Here is a 13990-nt window from a genome sequence, read left to right on the forward strand (position 1 = left end):
CGGTGCGTTCGGTCAGTCGTGCAGCGGATGCGCGTCCATCAGCCCCAGCAGCGTCGCCGCCGGCAGCGTCGGCCAGTCGGCCGGGAACCGCCACACGCGGCGCACGATCCCTTCCCCGTCGAAGACCAGGCACCGCGTGCCGCGGGCGCCGGGGATGTGGCGGGCGTCGCGCTCCGAGACCCGCCACTCCTCCCCCGTCCGCTCGTCGAAGACGCGGCGGACGGAGTCGCGGGCGAGGAAGCTCGGGTGGTGCGGATCGGGGGCGTCCGGATGCGTGTTCACGCGACGCGGCGCCTCGGTGGCGCGGGCGAGGGGTCGCTCGCGCTCGGTGCGCGCATCGGCAATGGATTCACGGTCGACCTCGGCGACGGTCGGCGCTGACGCCTGGGGCCACGAGGACCCCGCAGTGGAAACACGGGACCCGCCGGCCGCGGAGGCGCGAGCGCCCGTGTGATCGGACGAATGCATGTGATCGGGACTCCATGAAGGAGCGACGGCGTCCGACTGGCGGCGCCGCGCTCGTCCTGCGTCGGAGTTGCGGGCACGTTACGTACCGCGGGCGTCCCTCCAGACGAACCGGACGGTGCCGTCCGTGTCGCGCGTCACACCACGTCTCCGCGGGGTGACGAGCCGAGCCGCGATCCGCCCCCCGACGACCGGCGGGGGCGGAAAGGATGGGGCCAGCCCTCAGGGGTCGCTACCTTGGGGCGGGGTGGCGCCGCGCGCAACGGGTCATCCGCACGTCGCCCTCCCCGTCGGCCTCACGTCAACCGGCCCCTCCGTGCCCTACCGCGTCCTCGTCACCGACGACATCGACCGCGACGGCGTCGCGCTCCTCGAAGCCGAGCCCCAGCTGCGGGTGGACGAGGTCCCCACCCTGCCGCCGGCGACGCTGCTCGAGCGGATCGGCGAGTACGACGCGATCATCGGCCGGAGCGCGACCAAGATCAGCGCCGAGCTGCTCAGGCACGCGACGCGGCTGCGGGTGGTCGGGCGGGCCGGCGTCGGCGTCGACAACGTGGCCATGGACGTCGCCACCGAGCTCGGCGTCGCCGTCATCAACGCGCCGGCGGGCAACACGGTCGCGGTCGCCGAGCTCTTCTTCGGCACCACGATCGGACTCCTGCGGCAGCTCGGGAAGGCCTGGGAGTCGATGCGCGCCGGCCGCTGGGACCGCGGCGCGCTCATGGGCGCCGAACTCAAGGGGAAGACGCTCGGCATCGTCGGGCTCGGGCGCATCGGCGGCGAGGTGGCGGTCCGCGCCCACGCCTTCGGGATGGAGCTGGTGGCGTACGACCCCTACGTCGCCGACGCGCGCTTCGGCGCGCTGCGCGTGCGCCGGGCGGCGTCGCTCGACGACCTGCTCGACGAGGCGGACATCGTCACCGTCCACACCCCGCTCACCGACGAGACACAGGGGATGATCGGGCGGCGCGAGCTGGCGCGGCTGCGCGCCGGGGCGATCGTCTGCAACCTGGCGCGCGGCGGGATCGTCGACGACGCGGCGCTGCAGGCCGCGCTCGAGGCGGGGCACCTCAAGGGCGCGGTGCTCGACGTGTTCGCCGCCGAGCCGCTGGCCGCCGACCACCCGCTGCGCCACGCGCCCAACGTGGTGCTCACCCCGCACGTCGGCGCCAACACCGCCGAGGCGCAGCGCAACGTCGCCGTCGACGTCTGCGCCGCGGTGCGCGACGCGCTCCTGCGCGGCGAGCTGTCGCGGTCGATGAACGTCGCCGCGGCGGCCGGCGGGTGGGGGGAGCTGCAGCCGGCGATGCTGGTCGCGCGGCGCGCCGCCGCGGTCGCGCGGGCGATCCTGGCCGACATGGGGGTGCGCGCGGTGCAGCGGCTGACGGTGCGCTGCGGGAGCGCGGTGGCCGGCGGGCAGCAGCTCCTCCTCAGCGCCGCCGCGCTGGGCGCGGTCGAGGGGGTGGTCGAGCACGACCGCCTCAACCTGATCAACGCGCGCGCCCTCGCCGAGGCGCGCGGGCTTGAGCTCACCGCCGGCGAGAGCGGCACGCTGGCGCCGAGCGCGATCGAGGTGTCGCTGCGCGGCGCGATGCAGGAGCTGACGGTCGCCGGCGCCGCCCCGAACGAGGGCGCGCCGCGCCTCACGCGCATCGGCGCCTTCCACGTCGACGTGAACCCGCGCCAGTCGCTGATCGTGCTCACCAACCGCGACGTCCCCGGCGTCATCGGCCGCGTCGGCACGCTGCTCGGCGACGCGGGGGTCAACATCGCCGAGTACCACCAGGCGCGCCTGGCGCAGGGGGGCGAGGCGCTGGCCGTGATCTCGGTCGACGGCAAGGTGGACGCGTCGGTGCGGCAGCGGCTGTGCGAGCTCCCCGACGTGCAGGGCGCGTCGGTGGTGCGGTTCCGCGGCGAGTGAGCGCCCGGTGTCGCCTCCCGTGACCGCGCCGGCGCTCGTCACCGACCCCGCGATCCGCGAGGGGTTCGCGCAGGACGCCTCGGGGCTGCGGCTGGTCCCCGAGGCGGTGGCGCGCCCCGACTCGGCCGACGCGGTGGTCGCGCTGCTGCGCGAGGCGCACGCCGCCGGCACGCCCGTCACCGCCGCCGGCGCGCAGACCAGCTACGTCGGCGGGTCGATCGCCGACCGCGGGATCGTGCTGTCGCTGCGTACGATGGACCGCGTGCTCGACCTCGACCCCGCCGCGCGCACGATGCGCGTGCAGCCGGGCGCGCTGCTCGGCGACGTGAAGCGCGCGGCCGCGGCGCACGGGCTGCTCTTCGCCCCCGACCCGACCAGCGAGGAGGAGTCCACGCTCGGCGGCTCGATCGCCTGCAACTCGAGCGGCGCGCGGTCGCTCAAGTACGGCGCGACGCGCCCGCACGTGCTCGGCCTCACGGTGGCGCTGGCCGACGGGCGCGTGCTGGAGCTGCGGCGCCCCGCGATGGAGAAGAACGTCGCCGGCTACGCGCCGGTGCACGACCTGCTCGACTGGTTCGTGGGGAGCGAGGGGACGCTCGGCGTCGTGCTGGAGGCGGAGCTGCGGCTGCTGCCGCTGCCGACCGCCGTGACGGGGCTCGGCCTCCCCTTCCCCACCGCCGCGTCGGCGCTCGGCTTCATCGCCGCCGCCCGCGCGGCGCGCGACGCGGGGGTGGCGGGGGTGAACCCGCGCTGCCTCGAGTACCTCGACGAGCAGGCGTTCGCGATCGCGCGCGACTTCGTCGGCGGGACGTGGGGGCAGGACGCGCGCGCGTACGTCTACACCGAGGAGGAGTCGTTCGGCGACGCCGAGCCGCCGCTGGACGCCTGGCTCGCGCTCGCCGAGGCGCACGACGTGCTGGCCGACGACATCCAGGTGTTCGAGGGGGAGGCGAACCTGCACCAGGCGCGCCGCATGCGCCACGCGGTGCCGGCGACGCTCAACGAGCGCGCGGCGCGCTTCCGCGCGCAGGGCGGGCGCAAGGTGTCGACCGACTGGGCCGTCCCGTACCCGCGGCTGCGCGAGGCGCTGGAGGCGGCGAACGCGATCGCCGCGACCTTCGGCGTCGCGCCGGTGGGCACCTTCGGCCACGCCGGCAACGGGCACCCGCACCAGCACTTCCTGGCGCACGACCCGCACGAGTTGGAGACGATCGAGCGCGCCGTCGACGCGACCCTGCGGCACGTCCTGTCGATGGGCGGCACGGTGGCGGCGGAGCACGGGATCGGGAAGCTCAAGCGCCGGTGGCTGCCGCTGCAGCTGTCGCCGGAGCAGTTTGCGCTCATGCAGGCGACGAAGCTCGCGCTCGACCCGAAGGGGATCCTGGCGCCGGGGAACGTCTTCGCACCGTGAACCGCGGCGGGCTGCGGGCTGCGGATTCGACCGAGAACCCGCAGCCCGCAGCCCGCAGCCCGCAGCCCGCAGCGCCCCCCACACCATCGCATGCCTCGCTTCGCGTCGTTGTTCCTCGATGTCGACTCGACCCTCTGCGGCGTCGAGGGGATCGACTGGCTCGCCGAGCGGCGCGGGCCGGACGTCGCCGCGCGCGTGGCGGAGGCGACGGAGCGCGCGATGCGCGGGGAGATCCCGCTCGACGCGGTGTACGGCGAGCGGCTGGCGCTGGTGCGCCCCGGGCGCGACGACCTGGCGGGGCTGGCGCGGGCGTACGCCGACGCGCTGGCGCCCGACGCGGTGGGGGCGATCGAGTTCCTGCGCGGCGAGGGGGTGCGCCTCGCGCTCGTGAGCGGCGGGATCCGGCAGGCCATCTGGCCGGTGGCGCGCGAGCTCGGGTTCGCGCTGGCCGACGTGCACGCCGTCGACGTCGTGCTCGACGGGGGCGGCGGCTACTGGTCGTACGACGCCGGCTCGCCGCTGGCCACGCAGGACGGGAAGCGGCGCGTGGTGGCCGACGCGCTGGCGGCGGGGATGCCGCGCCCCGCGCTGGCGGTGGGCGACGGCTCGACCGACGTCGCGATGGGCGGGGCGTGCGACGCCCTCGCCGCGTTCACCGGCTTCGCGCGGCGCGACGCCGTCGTGCGGGCCGCGCAGCACGAGGTGCCCTCGTTCGAGGCGCTCGTCGACCTCCTCATGACCGACCCATGACGACCCCGTTCGGCACCTTCTTCCTCCCCGGCCCCACCGAGGTCCGCCCCGAGGTGCTGGCCGCGATGACGCGCCCGATGATCGCGCACCGCGGCAGGGAGTTCGAGGGGATGTTCGCGCGCCTGCAGGACGGGCTGCGCGTCGTCTTCGACACCGCGCGCCCGGTGTTCGTCTCGTCGTCGTCGGCCACGGGGCTGATGGAGGCCGCGGTGCGCGGCGTGCCGCAGGGGCCGATCCTCTCGGTCGTCAACGGCGCGTTCAGCGAGCGGTTCGCGCAGATCGTGCGGCAGACCGACCGCGAGCTCGACGTGCTGGAGGTGGCGCCGGGGGGGATCACCACCCCCGACGACGTGGCCGCCCGCCTGCGCGCGCGCCGCTACTCGGCGATGACCGTCGTGCACTCGGAGACGTCGACGGGGGCGCTGCACGACGTGCGCGCGATCCGCGCGACGGCGGCCGAGCACGGGGTGCCGTGCCTGGTCGACAGCGTGACGGGGGTGGGCGGCGCCGAGCTGCGGTTCGACGACTGGTCGCTCGACTTCGCGCTCACCGGGTCGCAGAAGGCGCTGGCGATGCCGCCCGGGCTCGCGTTCGCGGTCGCGTCGGAGGCGTACATGGCGAACGTGACGCGGGCGACCGCGCGCGGGCTCTACTTCGACCTCGCCGAGTTCGAGGAGTACGTCCGGAAGAACCAGACGCCCAACACGCCCGCGACCTCGCTGCTCTACGCCGCCGAGGTGCAGCTGGGGCGGATCGTCGCCGAGTCGATGCCGGCGCGGTGGGCGCGCCACGCGGCGCTGGCCGCGCAGACGCACCGCTGGGTGGACGAGCGCGCGGAGCGGTTCGGGATCGGGATCCTGGCGCCGGCGGGACACCGCTCGCCGACGGTCACGGCGGTGACGGTCCCCGACGGGATCACCGGCGACGACGTGGTGCGCGCGGTCAAGCAGCGCGGCTTCGTGCTCGGCAGCGGCTACGGCAAGGTGAAGGCGCGCACCTTCCGCGTCGGCCACATGGGGGACCACACCCCCGACCGGCTGGCGGCGTGCCTCGACGCGACCGAGGACGCGCTGGCCGAGCTGCTGAAGCGCTAGACCAGCGCCTCCTCGCGGACGACGCGGAGCGGTGGGTTCTCGGGCCATTCGACGCGGGCGTACAGCTCGCGCAGCGGCACCGACGCGCCGATCGTCGGGAGGTCGAGCGTGGCGTCGATTCCCGAGACCTCGCGCAGCATCCAGCGGTCGCCCTCGCGCTCGAAGACCTCGACGTGGGGGCGGTCCTGGGCGACGAGGACGTACGTGCGCAGGGTGTCCAGCTCGCGATATAGCGCGAACTTCTCGCCGCGATCGTACGCCTCGGTCGAGGGCGACAACACCTCGACGATCAGCGCCGGATTGAGCAGCGTGTCCCGGAGCTCGTCCTCCGTCTCGGCATCGCCGCAGCTGACGACGACGTCCGGGTACGTATAGAAGCCGCTCGCTCGCACCTTCGTGCGAAGGTCGGCGACGAAGGGCTCGCAGGCGCCACCGGCGAGCTGTCCGTGGAGGGCGACGCCCAGGTTGAGCACGATCCGGGCGTGCTGCCGGCTCGCGCCGCTCATGGCATAGACCCGACCGCGATAGTACTCGCTCCGGGCCTCCGCCGCGCGCTCGAGGCGGAGGTACTCCTGCGGCGTGATGAAGCGCTCGGGGGTCGTCATGTCCCCACCATACGCTCGGCCGGCCGCTCCCGGCAACTCGGCCGGGGGATCAGCGGTACGGCGGCGGCGCGGGGGCGACCACGACCGTGTCCCCGCTCAACCGGAACCGCCCCTCAAGCGTCGCCGCCGAGCTGCCCCCCGCCCACACGGTGAACGCCCCCGGCTCCACCACGCGGCGCATGTCGAGCGCGGTGAACGCGAGGTGCTCGGGCTTCAGCGTGAAGCGCACCGTGCGCCGCTCGCCGGCGCCGAGCGTGACGCGCTGGAACCCCTTGAGCTCGCGCACCGGCCGCGTGACGCTCCCCGCGTCGTCGCGCACGTACAGCTGCACCACCTCGTCGCCCGCGCGCGACGACGTGTTGGCGACGGTGACGCTCACCACCAGCGAGTCGGCCGTGCGCCCCGTCGCCGGCACGCGCAGGTCGGAGTACGCGAAGGTCGCGTAGCTCCGCCCGAAGCCGAACGGGTAGAGCGGCGTCCACGGCAGGTCGATGTACTTGCTCGTGTAGTGGTTGTTCGCGTTGGCGGGGCGGCCGGTGAGCTTGTGGTTGTAGTAGATCGGCACCTGCCCCGTCGCGCGCGGCACCGTCACCGGGAGCCGCCCGCCAGGGTCGGCGTCGCCGAGCAGCACGTCGGCCAGCGCGTTCCCGTGCTCGACGCCGAGGAACCAGCTCTCCACGAGCGCGGGCATGCTGTCGGCGAGCCACGGCACCGCCAACGGGCGCCCGTTGAGCAGCACCGTCACCACCGGCTTGGCCGGACTCGACGCGCGCGCCGCCTGCAGCACGGCGCGCGCGAGCGCCAGCTGCGCCCCCGGCAGCTCGATCGACGCGCGGCTCGACGCCTCGGCGCTCATGTCCTGCCGCTCGCCGAGCACCAGCACCACCGCCTCGGCGTCGCGGGCCGCGGCGCGCGCGGCGGCGAAGCCGGTCGTGTCCGTCGTGTCGGCCGGCGCGCCGCGGACGTGGGTGATCCGCGCGTTCGGGAGCGCGCGCCGCAGCCCGGCGAGCGGGCTCACGACGTCCTCCGGCTTCCCGGCGCCCCACCAGTTGCCGAGCGCCGACTTCGGGTCGTCGGCGAGCGGGCCGATCACGGCCACCGTGCGCAGCGCCTTGCGCAGCGGGAGCGTCGGCGCGCCGCCGGTGGCGCGGTTCTCCAGCAGGACGATCGCCCTGCGCGCGATCTCGCGCGCCGCCCGCCGGTGCTCGGCGGTCAGCAGCACCCGACGCTCGCGCGTGCTGTCGGAGTAGCGGTACGGGTCGTCGAACAGCCCGAGCGCGTGCTTCGCGCGCAGCAGCCGCACGACCGCCGAATCCACCGCCGCGATCGGCACGCGCCCGGCGCGGATCTCGGCCGCCAGCGTGCTGCGGTACAGGGTGCTCGACATCTCGACGTCGACGCCGGCGCGGATCGCGCGCCCGGCGACGGTGGCCGAGTCTCCGAGGCCGTGCGGGATCAGCTCGGCCACGCCCGTCCAGTCGCTCACCACCAGCCCGCCGAAGCGCCACCGGTCGCGCAGCACGTCCTGCAGCAGCCAGCGGCTGGCGTGCGCGGGCGTGCCGCCGATCTCGTTGAACGACGCCATGATCGTCGCCGCGCCGGCGCGGATCGCCGCCTCGAACGGCGGCATGACGACGTCCCACAGCGTGCGCTCGGTCAGCTCGACGGTGTTGTAGTCGCGCCCCCCCTCGGCGAAGCCGTAGCCGGCGAAGTGCTTGGGCGTGGCGAGCAGCACGTCGGTCGGCGGCGGCGCGGCGCCGGCGAGCTGCCCGCGGTCGCCCTGGAAGCCGACCACCTGCGCCGCCGCCAGCACGCTGCCGAGGTACGGGTCCTCCCCCGCCCCCTCGACGATGCGCCCCCAGCGCGGGTCGCGCGCGATGTCGACCATCGGCGCGAAGGTCCAGTGCACCCCCGCCGCCGCCGCCTCGACGGCCGCGATGCGCGCCGCCTGCGCCGTGCCCGCCGAGTCGAAGGTCGCCGCCATCCCGAGCGGCACGGGGAAGACCGTGCGCCACCCGTGGATCACGTCGTACGCGAACACGAGCGGGATCTTCAGCCGCGACTGCAGCGCGAGCCCCTGCAACCGCCGCGTGTCGCGCACCGACCAGATGCTGAGGAACGACCCGATCGCCCCCGCCCGCACCGCCGAGTCGGCGGCCGGCGGCACCGCGGGCCCCGTCTGCCCGGAGGCGCCGGGGAACATGGTGAGCTGGCCGAGCTTCTCCTCGAGCGTCATGAGCGCGAGGAGCGAGTCGGCGACCCTCTGCGCGCGAGGAGAGGTGAGGCGTGTCGCGGTCGGCGATTGCGCCCCCGCAACCGACGTCGCTAGGCACGCCGCCAGCAGCAGGCCGGCGAGCGTCGAGCGTCGAGCGTCGAGGGGCATCCGCTCGACGCTCGACGCTCCACGCTCGACGCTCTCCCTCTCAGCACTTCCCATCGATCCACCCTCCGCTGAACCCCGCCCGACACAGCCCGCGGATCACGTACGGATTCTTGCGCATCAGCCGCCACACCAGCTCCGAGCGCTGGTTCTCCAGCATCGCGATGATAGGCCCCTGGTCGATGCCCAGGTAGTCGCCGTCGAACCACCCCTTGCCGGGCACGATGCGTCCGTGCTGCAGCCGCGGCCCCGGCTCGCGCAGCGTCGGGTTGAACGAGTCGAGGAAGCCGTAGCGCTGGAACAGGTCGTCGCCGTAGCGCTTCCGCATCGCGAGCAGCGACGGGATCACCACCTCCGGCGCGAAGGCGATCGAGCCGCCGGCGGCGGTGGGGACGATCGTGCCGTCGTCGGTGATCTCGTCCTTCCCCGCGCCGCGCGCCCAGTAGGTGTGGAAGCGGCGCTGGCGCCCGTCGATGGTGAGCGTCGAGTCGAGCGGGCCGTCGCTCGCCGTCAGCCCCCACACCTCGGCGGAGTAGTCGCGCCAGCCGCCCGGGTTGTCGATCGCGTACTGCCGCTGCGAGAGCGTGGCGCGCCGCGAGTTCTCGTGGTAGTCGATCCCGCGCCCGCGCATGTACGGGTCCTGGATCCCGCGGAAGTCGATCCAGACGTGCGAGTACTGGTGCCCGAACAGGGGGCCGAACTGGACGAACTCCTGCCCGTGGAACGTGTCCCACTGGTACGTCGCCGCCCACCGCTCCCACGCGCCGTCGGGGAGCGGGTGCGTCGGGGAGCCGAGGGCGAGCACGTAGAGGAGCATCGCCTCCATGTAGCCCTTCCAGTTCGCGAGGATGAAGCCGTTCGCGTCCTGGTTGCGCGGCAGCTTCTCGGGGTGCCACCCCATGCTCACCAGCGGCCGCCCCGCCTGCGCCCACGCCCAGTCGACCCGCCGGTAGATCGAGTCGGCGAGCGCGCGCACCTCCAGGTCGCCCGGCTCGGCGCGGTCGAAGTACTCGCGGCACGTGAGCGCGCCGGCGAGCAGCAGCGCCGTGTCGATCGTGGAGAGCTCGACCTGCCGGAAGCGCAGGCCCGTCTCCATGTCGAGGAAGTGGTAGAAGAAGCCGCGGTGCCCGGTGACGCCGGTGGACGCGGGCCCCTGCGGCGCGTCGCGGAAGAAGCGCAGCGTCGTCAGCACGCGCTCGCGCGCCTGCTCGCGCGTGACCCAGCCGCGCTCGACGCCCACCGGATACGCCGTGAGCGCGAAGCCGACCGCCGCCACCGACGAGAACGACTTCGTCGGCCAGCGGTCGGGGGTGAGCCCGTTGCGCGGGTTCGTGGTGTCCCAGAACCAGTCGAAGGTCCGGCGGCCGAGCGTGTCGAGGAACGCCCGCTGCTCGGCGGTCGGCTGGTAGCGTGCCGGCGCCGGCGTCGCGGGCGGGGGCGCCGGCCGGCACGCCCCCGCGATCGTCAGCGCCGCGACCAGCGCCAGCGCGCGCTTCCCCCCGCCCTTCACCGTCCGCCGCCCTCCGCGCCGCGGTACGCGTAGCGGAGGCCCAGCTGGAGGCGCGTGCCGAGCCCCGCGCACCCCGGCGCCCCGTAGTTGGCGTTCGTCTGGCCGGCGGGCGGGATGGTGGTGTTGAAGCAGCCGTAGTTCGCGTTGTTGAACGCGTTGAACAGGTCGGCGACGACGCTCACGCGGTTGCCGCCGGCGACGGGGATCGCCTTCTCGAGGCGCACGTCGACCTGCTGGTAGGCGAACACGTGCCCCACGCCGAGGAAGGGGCGGCCGGGCGGGGTGAAGGTGTAGGTCACCGACTGGAACTGCCCCGTGCCGAGCGTCTGGTCGGCCGCGTTGACGGTGATCCCGCTGGCCAGGTTCACGATCGTCGAGAAGGTGATGTCGGCGGGGAGCCGGAACACGCCGTTCATCACGATCTTGTGGCGCTGGTCGCCGGGCGCGCGGCGGCGCGGGCGGTCGGCGACGGTCGGGAACTTCTCGTCGAAGCCCCAGAACAGGTCCGTGCTCTGCCCCTGCTCCTCGGACTTCCCGAGCGTGTAGGCCACGGAGCCGCCCCACCGGTCGGCGCCGCGGATCGGCTTGTCCACCTGCAGCTGGACGGCGTCGTACCACGTCTTCACCCGGTCGTCCGAGAGGAACACGGCGGCGTAGTTCTGCCGCGCCGCGCCCGGCGTGCCGATGGTGTAGGCGCCGCGGACGAAGTTCATGAAGTTGCGGCCGCGCACCCCGTTGTACGTCAGCGTGACCTGGGTCGGCCCGACCGCCTGCCGCACCCCGCCGCTGTACTGCTGCGTGCTGGGCGGCACGAGGTCGTTCTTCACCAGGAACACCTCGGGGATGCCGACGGACCCGGTGAGCGACCGCAGCTGGGCGGGGTCGTAGTACCGCTCGTCCCACGCCGTGCAGCGGTTGCGGACCGCCGCGTCGGTCTCGGCGGCGCAGGCGGCCTGCGTCCCGCGGAAGGTCACGGTGTAGACGCCGAACTGCCGGCGGAACTGCTCGTCGAGGACGTTGTTCCAGACGGTGCGGTCGTAGTACAGCCCGTAGCCGCCGAACAGCACCGTGCGCGTGTCGCCGAACACGTCGAACGACGCGCCGAGCCGCGGCTGCCACGCCTTCTTGTACATCGGGCGGTTGCTGCCGTTCGAGAGGAAGTTCTCGATCCCGCCCAGCATGTCGACCGTGCGCACGTTGCGCGTCGTGGTCCCGGCCGGGTTGGCCGGGTCGGGGATCGTCTGCCGCACGAAGAGCTGCGCGTTCAGCGGCCCGCGCAGCGAGTCCGCCAGCGCCTGCGGCGTGACGTAGTCGTTGTTGATCATGTTCGTCTCGGCGTCCCAGCGAAGGCCGAGGTTCAGCACCAGCCGGCGGCCGATCGTCCAGTCGTCCTGCGCGTAGAAGCCGAACTGGGTGTTGTCGGTCTCGACGCGCGGGTCGCCGAAGCCGAAGGACGCCTCGTAGGGCCTGGCGTACTGCTCGTCGCGACGGAAGCGGAAGACCGGGTTCTGGGTCTGCGCCTTGATCGCGCTGTATCCGAGGAAGTCGACGTTGCCGCCGAACTTGAACACGTGGTCGCCGGCGAACTGCACCGCGCTGCGGGTGACGTCGTCGCGCAGGGAGACGCGCGTCTGGTCGAAGTCCTGCTGCGAGTCCTTGCCGCCGATGCGGAGGATCTCGTTGTACTGGCGGCCGATCAGGTCCCCGTTGATCCAGGTCGGCTTCCACTGGTAGAGCTGCGTCGAGACCTGTGCCTCGTTCAGCCAGCGGTTCCCGGAGAGCCGCCAGTTGGCGATCCCGGTCATCACGTCGATGTCGAGGTTCTCGCGGGCCTCGTAGGACGTCTGGTTGCCGAAGCCGCGGAAGTCGTGATCCTTCCGCATGCTGAAGCTCGCGTCGACCGTGCTGCCGGCGCTCGCGTTCCAGGTGATCTTCGCGAAGCCGAGGTGCGACCGGAACTCCTGCGCGTTGCCGCCGGTGTACGGGCGCAGCTGCGCGAGAAGTGCGGCGGGCGCGAAGGAGCTGTCGCGCCCGAACAGGACGTTCGCGGGCTCGGTCCGCTGGTTCAGCTCGTAGGTGCCGAAGATGAAGAGCTTGTCCCGCACGATCGGCGCGCCCAGGCTCCCGCCGGCCTGCCACCGCTTGTACTGCGGCCGCGGCCCGTTGCGCCCCGCCGTGAACGCGTCGCGCGACACCAGCGCGTTGTTCACGTTGAACCCGAACGCGCTCGCCTCCACGGTGTTCGACCCGCTGCGCGTGGTGGCCGTGATGATCGCGCTCCCCGCCCGCTGGTACTCCGCCTTGTAGTTCTGCGTGATGACCCGGAACTCCTGCACGGCGTCCTGCGGGAACGGATTCCCCTTGCTGGCGTTCTGCCCCGCCACCCCGCCCGTCAGCACGTCGCTCTTGTACGTTGCGCCGTCGATGAAGACGTTCACCGCGTCGGCCGGCTGCCCGCTGGCCGCGAACGTCTTGTCGGTGCTGTTCACGTTCTGCGACGTGATGCCGGGCGCCAGCCGCGCGATGTCGAGGAAGTTGCGCTCGAAGTTCGGCAGGTTCTGGATCTGCTCGCGCGACACGTTCGTGCTGATCTCCGACGTCCGCGCCTCCGTCCCCTCGGCCTCCGCCTGCACCGTCACCGTCGACAGGGTGACCGCCGCCTCGCTGACGCGCAGGTTCAGGTCGAGCGTCTGCCCGATCTGCAGCTGCACGGCGCGCGTCTGCGGCGTCAGCCCGACGCGGCGGGCCGTGATCTCCCACCGGCCGGGGCGCAGCCCGCCGATGAAGTAGAAGCCGGCGGCGTTGGTGAGCGTGCCGCGCTGCTGGTTGGTCGCGACGTCGCGCGCGACCACCTGCACGTCCGACACGGGGGCGCCGGCGGCGCCGGCCGCCGCACCCCCGGTGACGTAGCCGCGCACGCTGGCGGTCGCGGTCTGGGCGCGCGACGCGGCGGGCGCGCCGAGCAGGACGAGCGCGCCCAGCACCAGCGCGCCGCGGGGGAGCGGGATGGCCCTCATCAGGCGGTCTCCGGTGGTCGGGGATGGGACGGGTCCGACCGCGCGTCAGCAGCACGGTCGATGCCGCTAGCTTTGCGCCATGCCGATCCGGAGCGTCGACCCCGCCGCGCCCGACCCCGCCGTCCTCGCCGAGGCGGCGGCCGTGCTGCGCGCCGGCGGGCTGGTCGCCTTCCCCACCGAGACGGTCTACGGCCTGGGCGCGCACGCCCTCGACGCCGACGCGGTGCGCCGCATCTTCGCCGCCAAGGGGCGGCCCAGCTACAACCCGCTCATCGCCCACGCGGCCGACGCCGACGGCGCGCGCGCCCTCGCCGCCGCGTGGCCCGACGCCGCCGAGCGGCTGGCGGCCGCCTTCTGGCCGGGGCCGCTGACGCTCGTCCTCCCCAAGCGCCCGCACGTCCCCGACGCGCTGACGGCGGGGCTGCCGGCGGTCGCGGTGCGCGTCCCCGCCCACCCGGTGGCGCTGGCGCTGCTGCGCGCCGCGGCGCTCCCCGTGGCCGCCCCGAGCGCCAACCGGTTCACCGAGCTCTCCCCCACCACCGCCGCCCACGTCGCCAAGGCGCTCGGCGACCGCGTCGACCTGATCGTCGACGGCGGCCCGGCGGGCGTCGGGATCGAGTCCACCGTCGTCGACCTCACCGGCGCGCGGCCGGCGCTGCTCCGTCCCGGCCCGCTCGGCGCCGAGGCGATCGGCGCGGTGCTCGGCGAGACGCCGACGCCGGGGGCCGTCCCCGACCGCGTGGACGCGCCGCGCGCCGCCCCCGGGATGGTCGAGCGCCACTACGCGCCGCGCGCCGAGGTGTGGCCGGTCGAGGCGGGGGCGCGCGAGGGCGCGCG

The 13990-nt window shown here is 74.2% G+C and carries 10 protein-coding genes; 5 read left to right on the forward strand and 5 right to left on the reverse strand.

Annotated elements, in window-relative coordinates; all coding sequences use genetic code 11:
- Positions 1 to 12: 12 nt before the first annotated feature.
- Positions 13 to 282: a hypothetical protein gene (locus PYV61_RS01370; protein ID WP_275827511.1), complete on the reverse strand. Its 270-nt coding sequence runs from the start codon at positions 280 to 282 to the stop codon at positions 13 to 15.
- A 499-nt stretch (positions 283 to 781) separates the two neighbouring features.
- Here PYV61_RS01370 and serA point away from each other — a divergent pair, with 499 nt between their 5' ends.
- The 4 genes from serA to PYV61_RS01390 all read left to right on the forward strand — a co-directional run bounded on the left by serA (position 782) and on the right by PYV61_RS01390 (position 5641).
- Positions 782 to 2386, forward strand: coding sequence for a phosphoglycerate dehydrogenase (gene serA, locus PYV61_RS01375; protein ID WP_275827513.1), 1605 nt, complete (start codon positions 782 to 784; stop codon positions 2384 to 2386).
- A 7-nt stretch (positions 2387 to 2393) separates the two neighbouring features.
- Positions 2394 to 3797: an FAD-binding oxidoreductase gene (locus tag PYV61_RS01380; RefSeq protein ID WP_275827515.1), complete on the forward strand. Its 1404-nt coding sequence runs from the start codon at positions 2394 to 2396 to the stop codon at positions 3795 to 3797.
- A gap of 90 nt (positions 3798 to 3887) precedes the next feature.
- On the forward strand, positions 3888 to 4547 hold the full coding sequence (locus PYV61_RS01385; RefSeq protein ID WP_275827517.1) for an HAD-IB family phosphatase: 660 nt from the start codon (positions 3888 to 3890) through the stop codon (positions 4545 to 4547).
- Positions 4544 to 5641 (forward strand): alanine--glyoxylate aminotransferase family protein, encoded by a 1098-nt coding sequence (locus PYV61_RS01390; protein ID WP_275827519.1) that lies wholly within the window; start codon positions 4544 to 4546, stop codon positions 5639 to 5641. The genes PYV61_RS01385 and PYV61_RS01390 overlap by 4 nt, the downstream gene beginning before the upstream one ends.
- Here PYV61_RS01390 and PYV61_RS01395 read toward each other — a convergent pair.
- The 4 genes from PYV61_RS01395 to PYV61_RS01410 form a co-directional block, all read right to left on the reverse strand.
- Positions 5638 to 6246: a Uma2 family endonuclease gene (locus PYV61_RS01395; protein ID WP_275827521.1), complete on the reverse strand. Its 609-nt coding sequence runs from the start codon at positions 6244 to 6246 to the stop codon at positions 5638 to 5640. The two genes, PYV61_RS01390 and PYV61_RS01395, sit on opposite strands and share 4 nt — an antisense overlap.
- A 49-nt stretch (positions 6247 to 6295) precedes the next feature.
- Entirely contained in the window at positions 6296 to 8482 is a 2187-nt protein-coding gene (locus PYV61_RS01400; RefSeq protein WP_275827523.1) for a glycoside hydrolase family 3 N-terminal domain-containing protein, read from the reverse strand.
- Between the two features lie 187 nt (positions 8483 to 8669).
- The gene (locus PYV61_RS01405) at positions 8670 to 10136 is read right to left on the reverse strand and encodes a glucoamylase family protein (protein ID WP_275827525.1); all 1467 of its coding nucleotides are present in this window, start codon (positions 10134 to 10136) and stop codon (positions 8670 to 8672) included.
- Positions 10133 to 13153, reverse strand: a complete 3021-nt coding sequence (locus tag PYV61_RS01410) for a carboxypeptidase regulatory-like domain-containing protein (RefSeq protein ID WP_275827527.1) — start codon at positions 13151 to 13153, stop codon at positions 10133 to 10135. The genes PYV61_RS01405 and PYV61_RS01410 overlap by 4 nt, the downstream gene beginning before the upstream one ends.
- A 79-nt stretch (positions 13154 to 13232) precedes the next feature.
- Between PYV61_RS01410 and PYV61_RS01415 the strand changes: the two genes are divergently transcribed.
- Positions 13233 to 13990: L-threonylcarbamoyladenylate synthase (locus tag PYV61_RS01415; RefSeq protein ID WP_275827529.1), on the forward strand; the 758-nt coding region annotated here is incomplete at its 3' end.

It is taken from the genome of Roseisolibacter sp. H3M3-2 (assembly GCF_029211165.1).
Classification (GTDB): domain Bacteria; phylum Gemmatimonadota; class Gemmatimonadetes; order Gemmatimonadales; family Gemmatimonadaceae; genus Roseisolibacter.

Excerpts from the sequence above, each read along its gene's own strand:
- PYV61_RS01385 (WP_275827517.1), top strand. The coding sequence starts at position 3,888 with ATGCCTCGCTTCGCGTCGTTGTTCCTCGATGTCGACTCGACCCTCTGC.
- PYV61_RS01390 (WP_275827519.1), top strand. The coding sequence starts at position 4,544 with ATGACGACCCCGTTCGGCACCTTCTTCCTCCCCGGCCCCACCGAGGTC.
- PYV61_RS01395 (WP_275827521.1), bottom strand. The coding sequence starts at position 6,246 with ATGACGACCCCCGAGCGCTTCATCACGCCGCAGGAGTACCTCCGCCTC.
- PYV61_RS01400 (WP_275827523.1), bottom strand. The coding sequence starts at position 8,482 with ATGACGCTCGAGGAGAAGCTCGGCCAGCTCACCATGTTCCCCGGCGCC.
- PYV61_RS01410 (WP_275827527.1), bottom strand. The coding sequence starts at position 13,153 with ATGAGGGCCATCCCGCTCCCCCGCGGCGCGCTGGTGCTGGGCGCGCTC.